Below are 22,037 nucleotides of genomic sequence, written 5' to 3'. Positions count from 1 at the left end.
CTACCCTGCGTGGGGGTCGGGGACGACGATGTCACGCATTAATTTCAACCGCAAAAGAGTGAAACTCAAGCAGCTTCTCGGAATCCGCGCGCGGCTCGCATTGCTGGCGCTGATCCTGGTGGCCCCTTTGATGCTTGAACGCGCCCGTTCGCTTGAGGACACCCGCTCCAAACAGATCGCGCTAGCCTCCCAGGAATTCTCTAATCTCGCACAGCACAGCGTCGATGCGCAGCGCGAAGTCATCTCGTCAGTCGAGACCGTATTGAAGTCGACGGCCTATATCCGTGCGACGGGCGGAGGCATCGGCCGGAGTTGCGACATGTTGCGCGCCAGCCTGCCTACCAACCTGCCGTGGATTCGCGCTTTGCTGATTGTAGACGGCGACGGACGGGTTCAATGCTCGACAAGCAACGTCTTTGTCGGCGCCGACCTCAGTGACCGGCCGTATCTCAAGAAGGCGCGCGAGAGCCGCGACTTTGTCTTCAGCGACTTTCTGTTCGCCAAGCTTACCGACATCCCAGTCGTGATGGCGGCCTATCCGGTATCTGCCATCAGTGACGAGGCGGACTCCGTCATCCTCGCCGCCATCAATTTCGACTGGATGTCGAGGATCATGGGCAATCTCGGCGGACGTCCCGGTATTACGGCCGCGCTGGTGGATAGCGTAGGTGCGGTGCTGGCGGCGCCGGCGGATCAGGCCAGCATGATCGGGCGTACGCTGGATGGCGTGCCGCTATTGTCCGCCATCGCCGACAAGGCGATCGGCTCGGAGAAGCCTGAGGGGTCGCTCTCGTTCATCACCGCCGATGGATCGAAACGCACCGTCAAATTCGTGCGCATTCCGGGCACCCAAGCGCGGCTGATCGTGAGCATCGACGAAGCCAAGGTGTCGGCCGCCATCAACCACGAGATTCGCACGGCCTATCTGCTACTCGGCTTCGTCTGCCTGTTCGTTCTGCTCGGCGCGCTGATCGCCGCAGAGAAGCTCATCATCCAGCCGGTCGAAATGATGGCAGCGATAGCCAGACGCTTCGGCGAGGGCGACTGGTCGGTGCGCGCAGCGCGCAACCGCCTGCCGGCGGAATTTGTTCCGCTGGCCCGCGCATTCAATGCAATGGCGGCGCAACTCGGACAGCGCGAGCGCGACCTGGTCGCCACCAATGACCAGCTGACCGTGATCGCATCGATCGACATGCTGTCGGGGCTGGCCAACCGGCGCGGATTCCAGAGCCGGCTCGACTTCGAATGGATGAAGGCCCAGCAATACGACAGCGAGCTTTCGCTATTGATGATCGACGTCGATCACTTCAAGCTGTTCAATGACACCTATGGCCATCCCGAGGGCGACATCTGCCTTGGCCGGCTCGGCGAAACGCTGGCCGGAATTGCCGCCCAGACCATGGGCTTTGCCGGGCGCTATGGCGGCGAGGAATTCTGCCTGCTGCTGCCGAACACCAGCGCAGACCGAGCGCTCGAGATCGGCGACATGGTACGCATAGCGGTGCAGAACCTTTCGATGCCCCATGTGACCTCCTGTTATCAAACCGTCACCGTCAGCGTCGGCGTAGCCTCCACCAAACCCAACGACGCGCAGCATCCGCGCGACCTGGTCGAGGCTGCAGATGCAGCCCTCTATGCCGCCAAGCATCGCGGCCGCAACGCCGTCGCCGAACACGGCTTTGTGCGGCTGACCGAGGGCGGAATTGCGTTGGCGAGCTGAGGCTTTACCATCAACCTTTTGAAGTGCTGGGGCGTTGACCCCTCGCGGTCTTTTGTGGCCTAGTCCGCCGTCCTTTGACTGGCCGCGAGTCCCAAAAAGCCCTGCGATTTCATGACCTCCGAACGCTATAACGCACGCGAATCCGAGCCACGCTGGCAACGCCAGTGGGATGAAGAGGCGATCTTCGCCTCCAAAAACGAGGACCGGCGGCCGAAGTATTACGTGCTCGAGATGTTCCCCTACCCGTCCGGGCGCATCCATATCGGACATGTCCGCAATTACACGCTTGGCGACGTGCTGGCGCGCTTCATGCGGGCCAGGGGTTTTAACGTGCTGCACCCGATGGGCTGGGATGCGTTCGGGCTGCCGGCGGAGAACGCTGCAATCGAGCGCAAGGTAGCGCCGAAGGCGTGGACCTACGACAATATCGCCGCGATGAAGAAGCAGCTGCGATCGATCGGGCTGTCGCTCGACTGGTCACGCGAATTCGCCACCTGCGACCCGTCTTACTACAAGCATCAGCAGAAGATGTTCCTGGATTTTCTGCGCGCTGGTCTCGCCGAGCGCGAGCATCGCAAGATCAACTGGGATCCGGTCGACATGACCGTGCTCGCCAACGAACAGGTGATCGACGGCCGCGGCTGGCGCTCCGGCGCGCTGGTCGAGCAGCGCGAGATGAAGCAGTGGGTCTTCAAGATCACCAAATATTCGCAGGAGCTATTGGACGCGCTCGATACGCTGGATCGCTGGCCCGACAAGGTACGGCTGATGCAGCGCAACTGGATCGGGCGCTCCGAAGGCATGCTGGTCCGCTTCGCGCTCGATCCGGCGACCACGCCTGCCGGCGAGACCGAGCTGAAGATATTCACCACGCGGCATGACACGCTGTTCGGTGCAAAATTCATGGCGATCGCGCCGGATCATCCGCTGGCGCAGGCCGCGGCTGCGAAGAATCCGGATCTCGCCGAGTTCATCGCGGAGGCGAAGCGTCACGGCACTGCGCAGGAAATTATCGACACCCAGGAAAAGCAGGGCTTCGATACCGGCATCAAGGCAATCCATCCCTTCGATGCGAACTGGAAGCTGCCGGTTTACGTCGCCAATTTCGTGTTGATGGAATACGGCACCGGCGCGATCTTCGGCTGTCCTGCGCACGATCAGCGCGACCTCGACTTCGTCAACAAATACGGCCTCGGCAATACGCCGGTGGTTTGCCCCGAAGGCCAGGACCCGACGACATTCGTGATAACGGACACCGCCTATGACGGCGACGGCCGCATGATCAATTCACGCTTTCTCGACGGCATGACCATTGGGCAGGCCAAGGAGGAGGTCGCCAGGAGGCTAGAGGCAGAGCTGCGCGGCAACATGCCCGTCGGCGAGCGGCAGGTGAACTTCCGCCTGCGGGACTGGGGCATCTCGCGTCAGCGCTATTGGGGCTGCCCGATCCCGGTGATTCATTGCCCGAAATGCGATGTCGTGCCGGTGCCCGATAAGGACCTGCCGGTGGTGCTGCCGGAGGATGTGACGTTCGATAGGCCCGGCAATGCGCTCGACCATCATCCGACCTGGAAGCACGTCGCCTGTCCGCAATGTGGCGGCAAGGCTCAGCGCGAGACCGATACCATGGACACGTTCGTGGATTCGTCGTGGTACTTCGCGCGCTTCACCGATCCGTGGAACGAGAACGCGCCGACCACGCCGCCGGTGGTGGACCGGATGATGCCGGTCGACCAATATATCGGCGGCGTCGAGCACGCTATCCTGCATCTCCTGTATAGCCGGTTCTTTACCCGCGCGATGAAGGCCACCGGCCATATCGGCATGGATGAGCCGTTCGCCGGCATGTTCACGCAGGGCATGGTGGTGCACGAGACCTATCAAAAGGCCGACGGCAGCTATGTCACGCCGGCCGAGGTCAAAATCGAGACCGGCGCCGAGGGCCGCCGCGCCAGCTTGATGGAGACCGGAGAAGAAATCTCAATCGGCTCGATCGAGAAGATGTCGAAGTCGAAGCGCAACACCGTCGACCCCGACGACATCATCGCGACCTACGGCGCCGACGTGGCGCGCTGGTTCATGCTGTCGGATTCGCCCCCCGATCGCGACGTGATCTGGAGCGACGAGCGGGTGCAGGGCGCATCGCGCTTCGTGCAGCGGCTGTGGCGGCTGGTCAATGAGTCCGCTGATATCGCCAAAGCCGCGCCCTCGGCGCGGCCGGCCAGCTTCGGTGCGGATGCACTGGCCCTGCGCAAGGCGGCCCATAGCGCGCTGGACAAGGTTTCCACCGGAATCGAAAAGCTGCATTTTAACGTCTGCCTCGCCTACATCCGGGAATTCTCCAATGCGCTGATCGAGGTACTGGCGCGCCCGGAAACACCGCCGCCGGACCTCGGATGGGCCGTTCGCGAGGCCGCGGTCATCCTGGTTCAACTGTTCGCCCCCATGATGCCGCACCTGGCCGAGGAATGCTGGCAGGTGCTGGGGCGGCCCGGCCTAGTGTCGGAGGCCAGCTGGCCCAAAATCGAACGCGATTTGCTGGTTGAAGACACCGTGACGTTTGTGGTTCAGGTCAACGGCAAAAAACGGGGTGAGGTCACAGTGGCCCGTAACGCGCAGAATCCGGAAATTGAGGCTGCCGTTTTAGACCTCGATGCTGTAAAACAGGCGCTCGGCGGCAAAGCCGTCCGCAAGGTGATCATTGTTCCCATGAGGATCGTGAATGTCGTTGGCTAAAACCCGCATCGCCGCTCGGCTTCTGGCCGTAGCCGCCCTGGCGGCGCTGACGGCCGGCTGCTTCCAGCCGATGTATGCCGAACGCACCGATGGCACACCCGCCCTGCGAGAAAAGCTGATGGGGGTGGAAATCCCCCCCGTGGACAAGCCCAACGCCTCGCGCGAGGCGCGAATCGGCGTCGAAATTCGTAATGCGCTGGCGTTCAAGCTTTACGGCACCGCCACCGGCGTGCCGCCCACCCACCGGCTGGTGCTGCGGTTCTACACCAGCCGTTCGTCGCTGATGATCGATCCGAACACCGCGCTGCCCACCGGCGAGAATGTCGGTATCGATGCGCAGTACAACCTGATCGAAATCGCCTCGAACAAATCGGTCATGACCGGCAGCACGTTCGCCCGCGTCTCCTACGACATCCCCGGCAGCTACCAGCGCTTCTCCCGTTCCCGCGCGTTCCGGGACGCCGAGGATCGCGCCGCCCAGGAAATCGCGGAAAATATCCAGACCCGGCTGGCCTCGTTCTTCGTCGCCGGCACCTGAACCCTCCGTCATTCCAGGGCACGCGTTAGCGCGGACCCGGAATCTCGCGCTGTAATCTCTGGATTCCGGGGTCCACGCCAAGTCGCGCGTCCCGGAATGACGAATTGTTTCAACAGGGCTAATCGTGGTCGCGCTTCGCGGAAAAGAAATCGACGCTTTCCTCGCCCGGCCCGATCCGGGCCGCCCCATCATCCTGCTCTATGGCCCCGACGCGGGCCTCGTGCGCGAGCGCGCCGACGCGCTGCTGGCATCCGCGGTCGACGACCCCAACGATCCGTTTTCGCTGGTCAGGCTGGACGGCGACGAACTTTCGGCCGAGCCGTCGCGGCTGGTCGATGAAGCGATGACGGTGCCGCTGTTTGGCGGCCGCCGCGCGATCCGCGTCCGCGCCGGCTCCCGCAGCTTTGCCAGCGGGATCGATACGCTGGCCGAGATGCCCTTAAAGGATTGCCGCATCGTGATCGAGGCCGGCGAGCTGCGGCCGGAATCGCCGCTGCGCAAGGCCTGCGAGCGCGCCAGGACGGCGGTGGCGATCAGCTGTTATCCCGACGGCGAACGCGATCTGGCGAAACTGATCGACGATGAATTGCGGGTTTCGAATTTGCGCATCGCGTCGGACGCGCGCGCGGCGCTGATGGCGTTGCTTGGTGGTGACCGCCAGGCCTCGCGCAACGAGCTGAAGAAGCTCGCGCTCTATGCCCATGGCGAACGTGAGGTGACGCTCGAGGACGTGATGGCGATCGTTGCGGATGCTTCCGAGCTGAAGATCGATCCGATCGTGGACGGCGCCTTCGCCGGCAATTCCGCCGCAGTCGAAACTGAATTCGCCAAGGCGATGGTCGCAGGCACTTACCCCGGCATGATTATTTCCGCCGCCCAGCGTCAGGCGGCGTGGCTGCACAAATCGGCACTTGCGGTTGCGGAGGGAACGCCGGTATCGACGCTGCTCGATAGCGGATTTCCACGGCTGCACTTTTCGCGAAAGGGAAATGTCGAGATCGCGCTGCGCAATTTCAATGCGGCGCGGCTGGTGGCGATCATCGAGCAACTCGCCACCACGGCACTGGAGATGCGCAAGCAGTCAGCGCTGGCCGCCGTGATCGCCCAGCGCGCGCTATTGTCGATCGCCGCGAATGCAAGGCGGCGGGGGTGAGTCATTCCGCGGCGCGCGTGAAACCAGCCAACGCGGAATGGCAACTCAATTTGTCGCATCCAGCCTTCGCAAGATCTCGTCGAGCTGTTCGAGGTCGCGATAGCGGATGTGCACGGTGCCGCCGGGATCGCGGTGTTCGACGCTGACCGCGAGCCCGAGCGCGTCGCTGACGCGCTTTTCCAGCGCGAGCGTGTCAGGGTCCTTCACCTTGCCACCGCGCGCCTTCTGTGGCTTGCGCTCCGGCACGCCCTCGACATGCGCCAGCGCCTCGGTCTGACGCACGTTGAGGCCTTCCTCGACGATACGCTTGGCGGCGGCCGTTGGATCAGGCACGCCGATCAGCGCGCGCGCGTGGCCGGCGGATAACTGGCCCGATGCGATGTAGGCCTGCACCTCGGCCGGCAGTTTCGTCAGCCGCATCATGTTGGCGACATGGCTGCGGCTCTTGCCGACGATCTTTGCGATCTCCTCCTGGCTGCGTTTGAATTCATCGGCCAGCGCATGATAGCCCTGCGCCTCTTCCATCGCATTGAGGTCTTCGCGCTGTACGTTTTCGATGATCGCGATCTCGAGCGCCTCGCTATCGCTGACGTCGACCGGGACGATCGGCACCTCGTGCAGGCCGGCGATCTGCGACGCGCGCCAGCGGCGTTCGCCGGCGATGATTTCGTAGCGGTCCTGTACGCCGCGCACCGGGCGCACCACGATCGGCTGGATCACGCCGTGCTGTTTGATCGAATCGGAGAGTTCGCCGAGTTCGGCGTCGGAAAACGCGCGACGCGGATTGCGCGGATTGGGCTTGAGGAATTCGATCGGCACTTTACGCTGCGCGCGCGGCCGCTCGACATGCGCGGCTTCGCCGCCAACATCTCCGATCAGACTTGCAAGACCGCGGCCCAGTCGCGAACGCGCTTCGTCGGCCATCGCCAGCTCCCTTGGATTCACTCGCATCACTCCGGAATTAGAATCTTAAGGTTGGGTAATTTGTAAGGTGGGCAAAGGCGCTCTTCGCGCCGGCCATCCACGTTCTTTCAATGCGCGAGCAGCTCGCGCTCGCGCTGGATCACTTCCGTCGCAAGCTTGAGGTAGGCCTCGCTGCCGACGCATTTGAGATCGTACACCAGCACCGGCTTGCCGTAGGACGGCGCCTCGGAGATGCGCACGTTGCGCGGGATCATGGTCTGATAGACCTTGGCTCCCATGAACTGCCGGACATCTGCGACAACCTGGTTCGACAAGTTGTTGCGCGAGTCGAACATGGTCAGCACGATGCCATGGATCGACAGGTTGGGATTGAGCGTGCTGCGCACCTGCTCCACCGTCTGCAACAATTGCGACAGGCCCTCGAGCGCAAAGAACTCGCACTGCAGCGGCACCAGGATTGCGTCCGAGGCTGCCATCGCATTGACGGTGAGAAGATTGAGCGATGGCGGGCAATCGATCAGCACGTAAGTGTAGTCGGAGTCCGGCGTGACATTGGTGTTGAGCCCCGCGATCGCATCGCGCAGCCGGAACGCGCGGTCGCGCGCCGAGCCCAGCTCGAGTTCGAGGCCTGAGAGATCCATTGTCGACGCCGCGATCTGCAGCCGCGGCACCGCGGTCGGCACCACCGCGTCGCGCAGCGGCGCCTCACCGATCAGCACGTCATAGGTCGAGCAGTTGCGGCTGCGACGATCGATGCCGAGGCCAGTGGAGGCGTTGCCTTGCGGATCGAGATCGACAATCAGCACGCGTTCGCCAATCGCAGCGAGCGCCGTGCCGAGATTAATCGCGGTGGTAGTCTTGCCGACACCGCCCTTCTGGTTGGCCAGCGCCAGAATGCGCGGATGGCCGGTTGGTCGTGGTGCCTTATCCTCTTGATAGATTTGATCAATTACGGTCATGCGCGGGTGCCATGGGGTGTCGCGGATGGATTGCGCCGCTCGATATGATCGAGCTCGACGATCCAGCCCTCTCCGCCGGTGCGGCTGGAATGCAGATTCGGCCTCATATTCCAATATTTAGTGGCTTCGGTCAATTCAGCCTCTACATCTTGGCCTTTGAGAAACAGGGCTTTTGCGCCCCGTCTCACCAGAGGTTCCACAAAACCGATGAGCTGGTGTAGCGGAGCCACCGCCCGGGCTGTGACGCAATCGACGGCGCCGCTGATTCTATCCACAGTATCCCCGATATCCGCGAGATGAACCATGCCCGGCGAGATGGTCACGCGCAGCGCCTCGCGAAGGAAAGCGGCCTTTTTGGCATTGCGCTCCACCAGATGAACCATTGCTCCCGGGGTTTCTGCCAAGGCACAAGCCAGCACGACGCCCGGAAAGCCGCCGCCGCTGCCCAGGTCGGCCCATATCTTGGCGGATGGGGCGAGGGCCAGAAGCTGCAGCGAATCGGAGATGTGCCGGGTCCACAGATGCGGAAGCGTCGACGGCGCGACCAGGTTGGTTTTCGCCTGCCATTCGAGGAGGAGATCGACATAGCGATCCAGCCGCGCCTCTGTTTCACGTGAAACGGGCGTCAGGCCGAGCGCCGCGCCCTTGTCGGCGACGAGGACAGGGGTTGCGGTCTGTTGTGCTGTTCTGGCCATTGATTTGATGTTCGTCGCCGTCTTGGAGTCGTCAGGCCTGAGAGCCTACCTGATAAATGCAGCTCGATTCTAAATGCGGCTCGATCTTACTGTCCTTCCCGGGAGCGAAGCGACAAAACAATCCAGACCGTCATTCCGGGCCGATGCCAACGGGTCCGCGCAACGTGCGGCCCTATGACAGGCTCCGCATCGAACCCGGTACCCCGGGATCCGATGTGCGTTTGCACCGGTGACGTCTGGTGCTAACGCGGGAGCCGGGATCGTTTCGCGGCGCCTGTCATCGGGCGCGAACCCCGCGAGCCGCTCGCAATGACGTTCCTGAATCCTTTAGCGGACGCTTCCCCCGTCATCCGGGCCCTGTGCCGTGTTTCACGTGAAACAACCCTTACGCGGTCGATACTGAGGCTTTCCGTCGTGCTTCGCGCCGCAGATAGGCGGCCAATATCCCCAGGGCGGCCGGTGTCAGGCCGTCGAGCCGACCCGCCTGCCCCACGGTGCGCGGACGCAGCGCTTCGAGCTTCGAGCGGGCCTCGTTGGAAAGCCCGGGCACGGCGCTGTAATCGATATCGCCGAGGATCAAGCCCTCGTCTCGGCGGAAGGCGTCGACATCGGCGATCTGGCGTTCGAGATAGACGTCGTATTTGGCGTCGATTTCGAGATGAACCGCAGTCGCTGGGTCAATGGACGACAATTCCGGCCAGACTGCGCATACCTCCGCCCAACCGATCTCCGGATAGGCCAGCAATTCAAAGGCCGAACGGCGATGACCGTCTCGGTTGAGCGCGAGGCCATGTCGAGCGGCTTCGTTCGGCGTCAGCGTCAGCGATTTTGTCAGGCCCTTGGCCGCGTTGAGCGCGTCCATCTTGGCGCCGTGGCGAGCCGCCCTCGCCCGCCCTACGCAGCCGAACGCGATCCCCTTATCCGTCAGGCGCTGATCGGCGTTGTCGGCCCGCAAGGTCAGGCGGTACTCGGCCCGCGAGGTGAACATCCGATACGGCTCGGTGATCCCGCGCGTCACGAGATCATCGATCATTACGCCGAGATAGCCGTCGGCGCGGTCGAACACGATGGGCTCAGACCCGCTCGCGGCCAATGCCGCGTTGAGACCTGCAACAAGCCCCTGCGCTGCCGCCTCTTCATAGCCGGTGGTGCCGTTGATCTGTCCAGCGAGGAACAGCCCTCGGATGCGCTTGGTCTGCAGAGCCGGATCGAGTTCGCGCGGATCGACGTGGTCGTATTCGATCGCATAGCCCAGCCGGACCATACGAACACGCTCGAGGCCTGGAATCGAGGCCAGGATCGCCAACTGCACCTCTTCCGGCAGCGAGGTCGAAATGCCGTTCGGATAGACGGTGGTGTCGTCGAGCCCCTCCGGCTCCAGAAAGATCTGATGGCCGTCGCGATCGCCAAAGCGAACGATCTTGTCCTCGATCGAGGGGCAATAGCGTGGGCCGGTACTCTTGATCTGCCCAGAATACATCGGCGAGCGATGCACATTGGCCCGGATCACGTCGTGAGTAGCCGGGGTGGTGCGGGTGATGCCGCACTGGATCTGGGGCGTCGTGATCCTGTCCGTCATCACCGAAAACGGCTCGGGCGGATCGTCGCCGGGCTGCATTTCCACCGCCGACCAGTCGATCGTGGTGCCATCGAGCCGCGGCGGAGTACCGGTCTTCAGCCGACCCAGGGTAAACCCGGCGCTTTCGAAGGACCTCGAGAGGCCCAGCGCCGGCGCCTCGCCAACACGGCCGGCCGGCCAGTTCTTCTCGCCGAGATGGATCAACCCGCGCAGAAAAGTCCCGGTGGTGATGACAACCGCGCCTGCGGACAGCTCGCGGCCGTCGGCCAGGCGGACGCCGGCGACGCGGCCGTTTGCGACGACAAGCTCGTCAACCTCGCCTTCGATCACGCCGAGACTGGCGGTCTCGCGGATCGCGGCCTGCATCGCGCCAGCATAGAGCTTGCGGTCGGCCTGGGCGCGCGGACCCCGCACCGCCGGACCCTTGCGCCGGTTCAGCATCCGAAACTGGATGCCGGCGGCGTCGGCGACCCGGCCCATCAGCCCGTCCAGCGCGTCGACCTCGCGGACCAAATGGCCCTTGCCCAGGCCTCCGATGGCTGGATTGCAGGACATCGCCCCAATGGTCGCAAAGCGATGAGTGACCAGCGCCGTCTTCGCGCCCATACGTGCGGAAGCGGCCGCGGCTTCGCAGCCGGCATGGCCACCGCCGATGATGATGACGTCGAATGATCCTGGTCGGGCAATCATGCCGGACTTCTATCGCGAGACCGCAAAACCGGGAAGCAGGAAGTTCGATACGGCGGTTGTTTCACGTGAAACAACCGCTCCATACGATGAATGAAAAAATATTATTTCCCTACACAAAATTCTTTGAAGATCGCATCGAGGACATCCTCAATATCGACCTGCCCGAGCAGCCGGCCCAAACAATGAACTGCGGTTCGTAATTCCTCCGCGGCAAGCTCCTCACCCTTCCCCATGACGATTACGCTGCGCTGCAAGGCATCCGCCGTCTCCTGCAATAATTTCCGTTGCCGCTCCCGGCCGATCAGAGAGGCTTCCGCCGCGCCAAAATAATCCCGCGCGAAGGCGACCAATGCGGCGATCAGCTCCGGGATGCCGTCGCCCCGGCTGGCCGAAATTGCGAAATGTGACCCGCCCTGCCCCGGCTGCACGTCGGCCAGCGGCCCTGAGTTCGCCGCATCGGCTCTCGCGTTTTCCGTGTCTGCTGTGACCGCGTCGAGATCGATCTTATTGCGCACCATCCACACCGGCGCTGCGCCCTCGTGTCGGTTTTCTTCGCCTTGCCCATCAACCAGCCACAGCACCAGGTCAGCGTCGGCCGCGCGCGCTCGCGCCCGACGCACACCCTCCTGCTCCACGGGATCGTCGGTCTCGCGAATCCCGGCAGTGTCGATCACCGTCACCGGATAGCCATCGAGATCGAGCTGCACTTCGATGATGTCGCGCGTGGTGCCGGCATGCGGCGAGACGATCGCGACCTCGCGCCGCGCCAACTGATTCATCAGCGTCGACTTGCCGACGTTCGGGGGACCTGCGATCGCGATCACCAGCCCCTCGCGCAGCCGTTCACTTCGCCCCTGTGCCGCAAGCACTTCCTGTACTTCGCCGAGCAGCGTCCTGATCCTGGCAAGCGCCGGCGCAATCAGTTCCGCAGGCACGTCGCCTTCATCGGAGAAATCGATTCCCGCTTCGATCAAGGCTGAGGCTGCGATGATCTGCGCGCGCCAGTCGCGCGCCCTGTCGCCGAGGAGCCCTTTCAGGTGGCGCAGCGCCTGGCGGCGCTGCCGATCGGTATCGGCGTGGATCAGGTCGTCGAGACCTTCGGCTTCGGTGAGATCAAGCTTGCCATTCTCGAACGCGCGGCGGGTGAATTCGCCCGGCTCCGCGGCGCGAACATCCGCGAAAGCCGAGAGCGCCGCGAACAGCGCCGCCAAGACCGCCCGCCCGCCATGGACGTGAAACTCCGCCACATCCTCTCCGGTGGCGCTTGCCGGTCCCGGGAACCAGAGGACCACGGCATCGTCGATCGGCTGCCCGCTGGCATCGCGCAACAAGACCCGTGTGGCCATCCGCGGCACGGGAATATTGCCCGCAAGAGAGGTCAGCGCCGTCTGGGCCTTCGGCCCGGATATCCGCACCATGGCAATCGCACTCGGCGGCCGGCCCGACGATAGCGCGAAGATGGTCTGTTCCCGCGGGTGCATCGCCTATTTGCCCCCGAGCCCTTTGAAAACGCAACGTAATTCCCAATCGTACGACTGTGTTACGTCGATCCGAGGCAACGCGGTTATGGTGCGGCCTATGCTGCAGCAATCGGCCCTTCTGCCCGGCCGACCCTGGGACTTCGTACTAAATATGTGTAATTTCAAATGCTTATCGGAAGGGTCGCGCCCCGCGACGGATTCCGCATGCTGCAGTCTTGCTGCAGCAAACGCCGCAGCATGAAACCCGGGCTGCCACAAAAAAGGGGCGTCCCTGCGAGGACGCCCCTCCAAAACCGCCGGGGAAAACTCAGGTATTCATCGATTCGAAGAATTCCGCGTTGTTCTTGGTATTGCGCAACTTGTCGAGCAGGAAGTCGATCGCGTCCATCGTGCCCATCGGATTGAGGATCCGGCGCAGCACGTACATTTTTTTCAGCAACTGCGGATCGGTGATCAGCTCTTCCTTACGGGTGCCGGAGCGCGAGATATCGATCGCCGGGAAGGTCCGCTTGTCCGACACCTTGCGATCGAGAATCAGTTCGGAATTGCCGGTGCCTTTGAACTCTTCGAAAATCACTTCGTCCATGCGGCTGCCGGTATCGACCAGCGCGGTCGCAATGATGGTCAGCGAGCCGCCCTCCTCGATGTTGCGCGCGGCGCCGAAGAATCGCTTCGGCCGCTGCAGCGCGTTGGCGTCGACGCCGCCGGTCAGCACCTTGCCGGATGACGGCACCACGGTGTTGTAGGCGCGCCCCAGGCGCGTAATCGAGTCCAGGAGGATCACGACGTCGCGGCCATGTTCGACCAGCCGCTTGGCCTTCTCGATCACCATCTCCGCCACCTGGACGTGACGCACCGCCGGCTCGTCGAAGGTCGATGAAACGACTTCGCCCTTCACCGAGCGCTGCATGTCCGTGACTTCTTCCGGACGCTCATCGATCAGAAGTACGATCAGATAGCATTCGGGGTGATTGGCCGTGATCGAATGCGCGATATTCTGCATCAGCACGGTTTTACCGGTGCGTGGCGGGGCCACGATCAACGCGCGCTGGCCCTTGCCGATCGGAGCGACGATGTCGATAACCCTTGCAGAAAGGTCCTTTCTGGTGGGGTCTTCGAGTTCAAGCCGAAAGCGCTGATCCGGAAACAGCGGCGTCAGATTGTCGAAATTGACTTTGTGCTTGGACTTTTCCGGGTCTTCGAAATTGAGCGTGTTGACCTTGAGCAGCGCGAAATAGCGTTCGCCCTCCTTCGGGCTGCGAATGTGGCCTTCAATGGTATCGCCGGTGCGAAGCCCGAAGCGGCGGATCTGCGAAGGTGAGACGTAGATATCATCCGGCCCCGGCAGATAATTGGCATCCGGGGAGCGCAAGAATCCAAATCCGTCGGAGAGAACCTCAACGACGCCTTCGCCGATGATGTCGGTTTCCTGGATCGCGAGTTGTTTGAGAATGGCGAACATCAGCTCCTGCTTGCGCATGGTGCTGGCGTTCTCGACCCCTTTCTCTTCCGCGAACGAGACGAGCTCGGCTGGCGTCTGGGCTTTGAGGTCTTGTAGTTTCATTTCCCGCATTGGGATGGTCCTGTGGAGTAACTAGGGAAGATTGCGAGGTGGCTATTTCGAAAATGCGGACGCGCAAAAAGAAAGGACGGTCCGCAGGTCTGAGCAAGGAAAGTGCCGGAGAGGCTTCAAACCTGATGGGGCGGCCGGCTCAACGAGGAAGCCGGAACGCAACCACATCCGCCTGCGTGGGGTGGGATTTGATCAATATAGAAAATCGGTCGGAGTTCCGCAAGCAGGCCCAGAACCTGAAGGTGTAACAGCCGCGCCCCATCAAAACGGCTTCACCACCACCAGGATCACGATCCCGATCATCAAAATAGTCGGTATCTCGTTGATAATACGATAAAATTTTTGACTTCTGGCATTCCGGTCGGCGGCGAAATCCTTCACCCAGCGGGAAAAAAAACCGTGGGCGCCCGACAGCACCAGCACCAGCAGCAGCTTGCCATGCAGCCAGGGCGCCGCGAACCAGTGTCCGGCCCAGGCGAGGTAAAGCCCGGCTAGCCAGGTAACGATCATCGCCGGGTTGATGATCGCCTTCAGCAACCGCCGCTCCATCACCTTGAAGGTCTCGGATTGCTTCGACCCAACCTCCGCCTCGCAATGATAGACGAACAGCCGCGGCAGATAGAGCATGCCCGCCATCCACGAGATGACGGCGATCACATGCAGCGCCTTGATCCATTCGTACATCGTGGGGGCCTTACTCGTTTGCGAACCGCTATCTTGATCCGCAACATGGGAACGGTTGAGCTGATCTCGGCATTGCCGATGCCGTTGCTCTGCAGAGGAATGGAGACATATCCGCAAGCAGGTCTTTTCTAAACTAATAATTTTAGAATCTTAGGTTTGAGTCTAAGTAGCGGTGGATTGCGCCCACGCAGAATTGTCCCGCAATTCGCACGCCTTGTTCACATCCATCAACAATTCCGACAGCGCATTCAAATATCCGAATAACGCCACCTGCGTCAGGTACTTGCGCCGCTTCATGAGCAGTCTATGAAGAGACAAGTCCACATAACCTCACTATCATTGGATCAGGTGGACGGACTTGTCCTTCGGGAGAGCCCTGTGAAGAAAAAGCCGGGTTATCCCTGATCTGTCGACCCGCGGCTGATTCTCTCAGGTAAGCTCCACAAGGATTCACAGGATACACAGGGGTCACGTGCCCACGACCGGCAATTATTTTCACCTTCACCTGGTCTCTGATTCGACCGGTGAAACCCTGATCACGGTGGCGCGCGCGGTGGCCGCGCAATACGCCAACGTGACGCCGGTAGAGCATGTCTATCCGCTGGTCCGCAGCCAGAAGCAGCTCGACCGCGTGCTGGACGAAATTGAAGAAGCACCGGGCATTGTGCTTTTTACTTTGCTGGAGAAGGATCTGGTCGGGCGGCTCGAAGCCAAGTGCCAGCAGATCAACATACCGAGCCTCTCAATCATCGGCCCGGTCATGCAGCTGTTTCAGGCGTACCTCGGTGCGCCGACCACCGGACGTGTTGGTGCGCAGCACACGCTCAATGCAGAATATTTCAAACGCATCGATGCGCTGAATTATACGATGATGCACGATGACGGCCAGCATGTCGAAGGTTTGGAAGAGGCCGACGTGGTTCTGGTCGGCGTATCGCGCACGTCGAAAACGCCGACCTCGATATATCTTGCGAACCGCGGCATCCGCACCGCGAATGTTCCGCTGGTGCCTGGCATCCCGATCCCGCATCAGCTGGAGACAGTGAAAAAGCCGCTTGTGGTCAGTCTTCATGCGTCGCCGGAGCGCCTTATCCAGGTTCGGCAGAACCGGCTGTTGAGCATGGGCGCCGGCTCTGGCAACGACGATTATATCGATCGCCAGGCGGTCGCCGATGAAGTCGCATTCGCGCGACGATTGAGCGCAAAATTCAATTGGATGCAGCTCGACGTAACCCGGCGCTCGATCGAGGAAACCGCCGCCGCCATACTGAAGCTGTTTGCCGACAGGCAGCGGCAGCGGCTTGCGGAATGACGCTATGGCGCGGAAAATATCCGCTGATCCTCGCCTCGCAAAGCCGCGCGCGGCAGGCGTTGCTCGCCAATGCCGGCATCAGCTTCGAAGCGGTTCCGGCCGACATCGATGAGCGCGCCGTGCAGCAAGACTCAGGTCTCTCGGCGGCCGGCGACATAGCGGCACTTCTGGCGCGCGAGAAGGCGCTTTCAATATCCGCGCGCCAGCACGGCAGATTTGTCATCGGCGCGGATCAGACACTGGCGCTGGGCGGTCGGCTCTTCAGCAAGCCTGTCGGCCGTGCACAAGCGGCGGAGCAATTGCGCGCGCTGGCCGGCCGCAGCCATGAACTGCACTCCGCGGTTGCCGTCGCGTGCGATGGCAAAATATTATTCGAAACAGCCACCATCGCGCGGATGACCATGCGGGCTCTCGGTGAGGCCGAAATTGACGCCTATCTGAATGAGGCCGGAGAGGCGGTTACGTCAAGCGTCGGCGCCTATCAGCTTGAAGGACCGGGTGTGCATTTATTCGAGCGGATCGAAGGCGATCATTTCACCATCCTCGGTCTGCCGCTATTACCATTGCTCGCGTTTTTGCGTAGCGAGCATCTGCTTGCGGTGTGAAAGCTGAGGTCGTGCAGATACAGTATATCCCTCGTGCCCGCGAAGGCGGGCATCCAGTACGCCGCGAGGCTGCGGTTGATCACAAGCGTTCCGGCATACTGGATCATCCGCTCTCGCGGATGATGACGACTGAACCGGCAATTCCGACGAGGCAGTGAATGATAGTCCTTGGACTGACCGGCTCGATCGGGATGGGGAAATCAACCACCGCCAAGCTGTTTGCGGAGGCCGGCGTCCCGGTTTACGACGCTGATGCGATCGTTCACATGTTATATGAAGGCGAGGCGGTGCCAGCGATCGAAGCGGCGTTTCCAGGTACGACGGCTGGCGGGAAAGTCGATCGCAACAAACTTTCGGCGCAAGTGGTGCATGATCCGGTCGCCATCAAGCGGCTCGAGCAGATCGTTCATCCGATGCTGGGCGCCTCCCGTCAAAGATTCCTGCATGACGCCGAGCAATCCGGCGCGCCGGTCGCGGTGGTCGATGTGCCGCTGTTGTACGAGACCGGCGGCGAGAGCCGCGTCGATGCCGTGGTGGTGGTGACGACAACGCCTGAAATTCAACGCCAGCGAATTCTGGCGCGCGACAATATGACGAACGAGAAGCTCGACGGCATCCTGGCGCGGCAGCTGCCGGACGCCGAAAAGCGCAAACGTGCGGATTTCGTGGTGGATACCTCATACGGCCTCGACCCGGTGCGCGCGCAAATCCGCGACATTCTGGATCAGGCTGCTAAAATGCCGCAGCGACGCTCCTGATTCGTCGTTCTTGATTTTCTCGTTCCTGATTCCTGCGGCCTTGTGATTCATGCGCGAAATCGTTCTCGATACCGAAACCACCGGCCTTGATCCGCTTCGGGGCGACCGGATGGTTGAAATCGGCTGCGTCGAGATTTTCAACCGCATGCCGACCGGTCAGACCTTCCATCGGCACATCAATCCAGAGCGCGACATGCCGGCCGAAGCATTCGCCGTGCATGGTCTTTCCAGCGAGTTCCTCGCCGCCAAACCGCTATTCGCCCATGTAGTCGAGGAATTTCTGGAGTTCATCGGCGACGCGCCGCTGGTGATCCACAATGCGTCGTTCGATATTGCCTTCATCAACGCCGAGCTTGACCGCATCAAGCGGCCGCCGATTGCGCGCGAGCGGCTGGTCGACACGCTGCTGTTGGCGCGGCGCAAGCATCCGGGTGTGTCGAATCGTCTCGATGATCTCTGTTCGCGCTATGCGATCGACAATTCTCGCCGCACCAAGCACGGCGCATTGCTCGACGCCGAGCTTTTGGCTGAGGTCTACATCGACCTGATCGGCGCCCGCCAATCGCAACTGATTCTGGCGACCGAGGGCCGCGATATACGCGTCGGCGCCTACGGCGAAATGCCGCGGCGGCAACGCCCGGTACCGCTGGCGCCCCGGGTCACAGAGGCCGACCGCATCGCACACCAGGCTTTTATCGGCACGCTGGGCGACAAGCCGATCTGGAACGATTTTTTGGGCGCCGTAAGCGCCGGCGCTTAGCTCGGTTTTGCCTGCGTGGCCTGTGCGGCAGCCTGCCGCTCCAGGTTCTGGCGGTACAGGCCGACAAAATCGACCGGATCCAGCATCAGCGGGGGGAAACCGCCATCGCGCACCGACGTCGCGATGATTTCGCGCGCGAACGGGAACAACAGCCGCGGACATTCGATCATGACCAGCGGATGCAGGTTTTCCTGCGGAACGTTCACAATGCGGAATACGCCGGCATAGGCCAGATCGAAGCTGAACATCACCTTGCCGGCGTTTTCCGCCTTGCCCTCGACCGAAAGCGTCACTTCATATTCGTTTTCGGCGATATTGTTGGCGGTGACGTTGATCTGGATGTTGATCGCCGGCTGCTGCTGTTGCGGCGCCAGCGAGGAGGGCGCGTTCGGATTCTCGAACGACAGGTCCTTGGTATACTGCGCCAGCACGTTCAACTGTGGAGGAGGGGCCGCCTCGGGAGGCGCGCCGTTGCCGTTGCTCATGGAGTCTCTCCTGGAACGTGATTGAGCGAGAGGAGGCCGGTCTTGCGTCCGAACTCGCCCGGTCTGCGAAATGCCTTTGTCGGGCGAGTGGCTATCATAGCCCCGCCGCTTTCCACAAGGACGACAATCGCGCGTAGCCTGCCAGGGCGCGGATTATACCGGGCATGGAGGCCGGGCGGTGGGCAGGATACACGCTAAATTATTGAACATGCGCGATTTCCGGACCTGCCCGGGGTTTCCCCTGGGGGCGAAAACGCGCTACAATTCGCCGGTGGCAAGCGGGTGAGCGAAGCGGCTCCGCCTATTTCCACCGGCATGGCTTTTCCTGCCAAAACGCGCCATTGGCTAGGCCAAGTTTCGTGCCTACATGCTGCAGACCCATCCAGGATGTAATCTCTGCCGTTCCCGAGGGAACACCCTACCGCCGGGACCGTTTGCCGGCGCAGACCAGAAAGCGAATACGACGTGGATATTTACACCATCATCTTCCTGGCGCTGGCGGTCTTCATCTTCCTGCGTCTGCGTAACGTCCTCGGGCAGCGCACCGGAAACGAGCGGCCGCCGTACGATCGCCCTGCGCGCAACGTGGTGCAGGGGGCTCAGGACAATAAAGTGGTGCCGATGCCAGGTACGGTGATCGATCAGACGCCGCTGGCACCTACCGGAGAGGTGACGCCGCCGACCGATCGCTGGAGAGGTCTGGCCGAACCAGGCACCGCGCTGGCCCAGGGGCTCGACGCCATTGCCGCGCAGGATTCCTCGTTCGATCCCCGACATTTTATCAGCGGCGCCCGCGGCGCCTATGAGATGATCGTGCTGGCCTTCGCCAATGGCGACCGTCGCGCGCTGAAGGATCTCTTGTCGTCGGAGGTCTATGAGAGCTTCGAGGCGGTGATCAAGGATCGCGAAAAGCACGAGCAGAAGACGGAAACGCGATTCGTTTCGATCGACAAGGCCGAGCTGGTGGGTGCCGAAGCGCGCGACCGCTCGGCGCAGCTGACGGTTCGTTTCGTGTCGCAGATGATCTCGGTCACCCGAGACAAGGCCGGCACGATCGTCGACGGCAATCCGGAAAAGGTCGCCGATATCACCGATGTTTGGACATTTGCCCGCGACACGAGTTCACACGATCCGAACTGGAAGCTGGTTGGCACGGGAAACGGTCAGTAACGCGCGCGGCTTGCGAAGATACGCCGCCGCGTGTTGTGTGATCGCGGCCGCGTTGTCGCTGGCTCCGGCCACCGCACATGGCGCACGCGCCGCACGTCCGCAGCCTTCATCTTCTCGCCTTGTTCCATATCCTCAACTTGCCTGGCCGCTGGAGATCAGCGGCAGCCAATATATGCCGGTCGCGTGGTCCGATATCGCCGGCTGGCGAGAGGACGACCATCTGCAGGCGTACAAGGCGTTTCGCACGAGCTGCAGGCCGATATCCGCGCAACGACAAGCTCCTGCGGATCCCAAAGCTCTGGGCATTTCGCTGCGCGATCCCTGCCGCGCGGCCAGAGCCCTCGACATCTCCGACGACGCCAAGGCCAAGGGCTTTTTTGAAGCGCATTTTCTTCCTTTGAGAATCTCGCGGCTCGGGGAAGGCGAGGGTTTTGTCACCGGATACTATGAGCCTGTTATCGACGGCTCGCGCACCCAGACCGACGTCTACACCGTGCCGGTCTATCGCCGTCCTTCGAACCTGTTCGTCCGCGGCTTCAAACAAAGCGCGGGTAGCTTGCCCAACAAGGGTGAGGTGTTTCGCAAGATCGGTCGTCGCAAGCTCGTGCCTTATTATGATCGGGCTGCGATCGAAGACGGCGCGATCGCCGGACGAGGCCTGGAGATCTGCTGGCTGAAAAATCAGACCGACTTGCTGTTTACCCAAATCCAGGGCTCGGCACGGGTCCGCCTCGAGGACGGCTCGACCTTACGCATCAATTACGATGCGCATAATGGTTATCCCTACACCCCGGTCGGGCGCATCCTGATCGACCGCGGCATCATCCCGAAAGATCAGATGTCGATGCAGAAGATCCGGGAATGGATGGAGGAAAATCCCGATGGCGCCAACGAATTGCGCCGGCAAAACCGTTCCTATGTGTTCTTCCGCGAGGTGCAGCTGTCCGACAAGGATGAAGCGGTAGGTGCGCAAGGCGTTCCACTGACGCCGGGACGCTCGATCGCGGTCGACAAGGCGCTGCATGTCTATGGCACGCCGTTCTTTATCGAAGGCGAGTTGCCGATTGAGTCGGAGCGATCGAAGACGCCATTTCGGCGGTTGATGGTGGCGCAGGATACGGGTTCGGCGATCGTCGGCCCGGCGCGCGCCGACATCTATCTTGGCGCCGGCGCGGAAGCGGGGCGGGTGTCCGGCCGCTTTCGGCACACTGTGCGTTTCGTCATCCTGGTGCCGAAGAGCCTCGATCCGGTGGCGCGGGGCCACAAGATGCCGTTGCCGGATCCGAGGCCGTCGGAGAAAATTGCAAAATTGTTTCCGCAAGTCGATCCTCTGAAGGAGCAACAGAAAGACCGGAAAAACGGCACCAAGCCGCCGGAGGCTTCGGCGGCTGCTGGCGCAAAAGATACGGTCAAGATTCCGGAAGGCGCGAAGAACGCGGCGCCCGCGGCAACGCCGCCTGCCGCAGCCGTCGGGCAAACCTCAACGACTCAAGCGGCTGCTGCGAAAGCAGTACCGCTGCCGGAGGCCCGGCCTAACGTCACGCCGAGCCGCGAGATGCGTCGCCACCGCCACTATCGTCGTTATCGATACGGCGGACCATGAAACGTCAGCCATCGAGTTCGATTCCGGAATTGTCCGTATCTGCGCGGCGCAGGCGGGCGTTGAGTGAAGACGAGCGCGCGCTGTGGGAAAGCGTCGCCAAACAGACCAGGCCGCTGCGCAAGAAGCCGCGTGCTGCAAAGGCCGAGGCTGTTGCAGCGGAAGCGGAAATGCCGGCTCCTGCGAAACCCGCCCCATCACCGAAGCCGCTTGCGCCAAACAAATTTCTGCGAGCAGCAAAGCCGGAAGCGCCGCCGCTGGCGCCGCTTGGACGTCGCGAGCGCTCGCAGCTCTCACGGGGGCGGAAGGAGATCGAGGCCCGGCTCGACCTGCACGGCATGACGCAGACGCGCGCCCATCGCGCGCTATCAGGCTTTTTGCAGCGCGCGCACAGCGACGGCCTGCGGTTCGTGCTTGTCATTACCGGCAAAGGCCGCGCAACGGCCGCTGAGTTTGAGCGCGGGGTGCTGCGCCGCCAGGTGCCGCAATGGCTGAGCCTGCCGGAATTCCGCTCGCTGGTGGTCGGTTTCGAAGAGGCGCATATCGGCCATGGCGGCGAGGGCGCGCTCTACGTGCGGATCAGGCGATCGAAAATCTGAAATTCAAGCCGCGACA

19 protein-coding genes are annotated in these 22,037 nt (G+C 62.1%); 11 read left to right on the top strand and 8 right to left on the bottom strand.

The genetic code is table 11. The annotated features are described in order from the left end of the window. Positions 1 to 28: 28 nt before the first annotated feature. The 4 genes from N554_RS0117620 to holA all read left to right on the top strand — a co-directional run bounded on the left by N554_RS0117620 (position 29) and on the right by holA (position 6,147). Entirely contained in the window at positions 29 to 1,720 is a 1,692-nt protein-coding gene (locus N554_RS0117620) for a diguanylate cyclase domain-containing protein (protein ID WP_029584669.1), read from the top strand. A gap of 111 nt (positions 1,721 to 1,831) precedes the next feature. Next, a complete protein-coding gene (leuS, locus tag N554_RS0117615; protein ID WP_029584668.1) occupies positions 1,832 to 4,456 on the top strand; it encodes a leucine--tRNA ligase in 2,625 nt (874 codons plus the stop codon). Then, entirely contained in the window at positions 4,443 to 4,994 is a 552-nt protein-coding gene (lptE, locus tag N554_RS0117610) for an LPS assembly lipoprotein LptE (protein WP_029584667.1), read from the top strand. The genes leuS and lptE overlap by 14 nt, the downstream gene beginning before the upstream one ends. Positions 4,995 to 5,118: 124 nt before the next feature. Further along, positions 5,119 to 6,147 (top strand): DNA polymerase III subunit delta, encoded by a 1,029-nt coding sequence (gene holA, locus N554_RS0117605; RefSeq protein WP_029584666.1) that lies wholly within the window; start codon positions 5,119 to 5,121, stop codon positions 6,145 to 6,147. Between the two features lie 45 nt (positions 6,148 to 6,192). On the opposite strand, the gene N554_RS0117600 is transcribed toward holA, so the two are convergent. The 7 genes from N554_RS0117600 to hemJ form a co-directional block, all read right to left on the bottom strand. Continuing rightward, complete coding sequence (locus N554_RS0117600) at positions 6,193 to 7,071, bottom strand: ParB/RepB/Spo0J family partition protein (RefSeq protein WP_029584665.1); 879 nt, start codon at positions 7,069 to 7,071, stop codon at positions 6,193 to 6,195. 107 nt (positions 7,072 to 7,178) lie between these two features. After that, a complete protein-coding gene (locus N554_RS0117595) occupies positions 7,179 to 8,030 on the bottom strand; it encodes a ParA family protein (RefSeq protein ID WP_029584664.1) in 852 nt (283 codons plus the stop codon). Next, on the bottom strand, positions 8,027 to 8,725 hold the full coding sequence (gene rsmG, locus N554_RS0117590) for a 16S rRNA (guanine(527)-N(7))-methyltransferase RsmG (protein ID WP_029584663.1): 699 nt from the start codon (positions 8,723 to 8,725) through the stop codon (positions 8,027 to 8,029). Before rsmG ends, N554_RS0117595 begins: the two co-directional genes overlap by 4 nt. 385 nt (positions 8,726 to 9,110) lie before the next feature. Next, on the bottom strand, positions 9,111 to 10,994 hold the full coding sequence (gene mnmG / locus N554_RS0117585; RefSeq protein WP_029584662.1) for a tRNA uridine-5-carboxymethylaminomethyl(34) synthesis enzyme MnmG: 1,884 nt from the start codon (positions 10,992 to 10,994) through the stop codon (positions 9,111 to 9,113). Positions 10,995 to 11,095: 101 nt separating this feature from the next. Beyond that, a complete protein-coding gene (mnmE, locus tag N554_RS0117580; protein ID WP_029584661.1) occupies positions 11,096 to 12,475 on the bottom strand; it encodes a tRNA uridine-5-carboxymethylaminomethyl(34) synthesis GTPase MnmE in 1,380 nt (459 codons plus the stop codon). 307 nt (positions 12,476 to 12,782) lie between these two features. After that, positions 12,783 to 14,048 (bottom strand): transcription termination factor Rho, encoded by a 1,266-nt coding sequence (rho, locus tag N554_RS0117575; protein ID WP_029584660.1) that lies wholly within the window; start codon positions 14,046 to 14,048, stop codon positions 12,783 to 12,785. 261 nt (positions 14,049 to 14,309) lie between these two features. Next, complete coding sequence (hemJ, locus tag N554_RS0117570) at positions 14,310 to 14,732, bottom strand: protoporphyrinogen oxidase HemJ (protein ID WP_029584659.1); 423 nt, start codon at positions 14,730 to 14,732, stop codon at positions 14,310 to 14,312. 472 nt (positions 14,733 to 15,204) lie between these two features. On the opposite strand from hemJ, the gene N554_RS0117560 reads away from it, so the two are divergent. The 4 genes from N554_RS0117560 to dnaQ all read left to right on the top strand — a co-directional run bounded on the left by N554_RS0117560 (position 15,205) and on the right by dnaQ (position 18,167). Then, positions 15,205 to 16,044, top strand: a complete 840-nt coding sequence (locus N554_RS0117560) for a pyruvate, water dikinase regulatory protein (protein WP_029584658.1) — start codon at positions 15,205 to 15,207, stop codon at positions 16,042 to 16,044. After that, positions 16,041 to 16,649 (top strand): Maf family protein, encoded by a 609-nt coding sequence (locus N554_RS0117555; protein WP_029584657.1) that lies wholly within the window; start codon positions 16,041 to 16,043, stop codon positions 16,647 to 16,649. Before N554_RS0117560 ends, N554_RS0117555 begins: the two co-directional genes overlap by 4 nt. Before the next feature lie 158 nt (positions 16,650 to 16,807). Then, on the top strand, positions 16,808 to 17,407 hold the full coding sequence (gene coaE / locus N554_RS0117550; RefSeq protein WP_029584656.1) for a dephospho-CoA kinase: 600 nt from the start codon (positions 16,808 to 16,810) through the stop codon (positions 17,405 to 17,407). Positions 17,408 to 17,456: 49 nt separating this feature from the next. Beyond that, a complete protein-coding gene (dnaQ, locus tag N554_RS0117545) occupies positions 17,457 to 18,167 on the top strand; it encodes a DNA polymerase III subunit epsilon (RefSeq protein WP_029584655.1) in 711 nt (236 codons plus the stop codon). Here the strand turns inward: dnaQ and secB are convergent. After that, complete coding sequence (secB, locus tag N554_RS0117540) at positions 18,164 to 18,652, bottom strand: protein-export chaperone SecB (RefSeq protein WP_029584654.1); 489 nt, start codon at positions 18,650 to 18,652, stop codon at positions 18,164 to 18,166. The genes dnaQ and secB overlap by 4 nt on opposite strands. A gap of 465 nt (positions 18,653 to 19,117) precedes the next feature. Between secB and N554_RS0117535 the strand changes: the two genes are divergently transcribed. From N554_RS0117535 to N554_RS0117525, 3 genes are read left to right on the top strand one after another with little or no spacing between them, the layout of a single operon-like run. After that, positions 19,118 to 19,822, top strand: a complete 705-nt coding sequence (locus N554_RS0117535; protein WP_029584653.1) for a Tim44/TimA family putative adaptor protein — start codon at positions 19,118 to 19,120, stop codon at positions 19,820 to 19,822. Then, a complete protein-coding gene (locus N554_RS0117530; RefSeq protein WP_029584652.1) occupies positions 19,746 to 21,425 on the top strand; it encodes a murein transglycosylase A in 1,680 nt (559 codons plus the stop codon). Before N554_RS0117535 ends, N554_RS0117530 begins: the two co-directional genes overlap by 77 nt. After that, positions 21,422 to 22,021, top strand: coding sequence for a Smr/MutS family protein (locus N554_RS0117525; protein ID WP_029584651.1), 600 nt, complete (start codon positions 21,422 to 21,424; stop codon positions 22,019 to 22,021). Before N554_RS0117530 ends, N554_RS0117525 begins: the two co-directional genes overlap by 4 nt. Positions 22,022 to 22,037 lie beyond the last annotated feature (16 nt).

Origin of the sequence: Bradyrhizobium sp. URHD0069 (genome assembly GCF_000701345.1) — a bacterium.
Classification (GTDB): Bacteria; Pseudomonadota; Alphaproteobacteria; order Rhizobiales; family Xanthobacteraceae; genus Bradyrhizobium.
Note: the sequence above shows the minus strand (reverse complement) of the source record. Positions and strands in the feature narration are given on the sequence as shown.

Coding starts and splice junctions, on each gene's coding strand:
- N554_RS0117620 (WP_029584669.1), top strand. CDS start 29: ATGTCACGCATTAATTTCAACCGCAAAAGAGTGAAACTCAAGCAGCTT.
- leuS (WP_029584668.1), top strand. CDS start 1,832: ATGACCTCCGAACGCTATAACGCACGCGAATCCGAGCCACGCTGGCAA.
- lptE (WP_029584667.1), top strand. CDS start 4,443: ATGTCGTTGGCTAAAACCCGCATCGCCGCTCGGCTTCTGGCCGTAGCC.
- N554_RS0117600 (WP_029584665.1), bottom strand. CDS start 7,071: ATGGCCGACGAAGCGCGTTCGCGACTGGGCCGCGGTCTTGCAAGTCTG.
- N554_RS0117595 (WP_029584664.1), bottom strand. CDS start 8,030: ATGACCGTAATTGATCAAATCTATCAAGAGGATAAGGCACCACGACCA.
- rsmG (WP_029584663.1), bottom strand. CDS start 8,725: ATGGCCAGAACAGCACAACAGACCGCAACCCCTGTCCTCGTCGCCGAC.
- mnmG (WP_029584662.1), bottom strand. CDS start 10,994: ATGATTGCCCGACCAGGATCATTCGACGTCATCATCATCGGCGGTGGC.
- mnmE (WP_029584661.1), bottom strand. CDS start 12,475: ATGCACCCGCGGGAACAGACCATCTTCGCGCTATCGTCGGGCCGGCCG.
- rho (WP_029584660.1), bottom strand. CDS start 14,048: ATGCGGGAAATGAAACTACAAGACCTCAAAGCCCAGACGCCAGCCGAG.
- hemJ (WP_029584659.1), bottom strand. CDS start 14,732: ATGTACGAATGGATCAAGGCGCTGCATGTGATCGCCGTCATCTCGTGG.
- N554_RS0117555 (WP_029584657.1), top strand. CDS start 16,041: ATGACGCTATGGCGCGGAAAATATCCGCTGATCCTCGCCTCGCAAAGC.
- coaE (WP_029584656.1), top strand. CDS start 16,808: ATGATAGTCCTTGGACTGACCGGCTCGATCGGGATGGGGAAATCAACC.
- dnaQ (WP_029584655.1), top strand. CDS start 17,457: ATGCGCGAAATCGTTCTCGATACCGAAACCACCGGCCTTGATCCGCTT.
- secB (WP_029584654.1), bottom strand. CDS start 18,652: ATGAGCAACGGCAACGGCGCGCCTCCCGAGGCGGCCCCTCCTCCACAG.
- N554_RS0117530 (WP_029584652.1), top strand. CDS start 19,746: ATGTTTGGACATTTGCCCGCGACACGAGTTCACACGATCCGAACTGGA.
- N554_RS0117525 (WP_029584651.1), top strand. CDS start 21,422: ATGAAACGTCAGCCATCGAGTTCGATTCCGGAATTGTCCGTATCTGCG.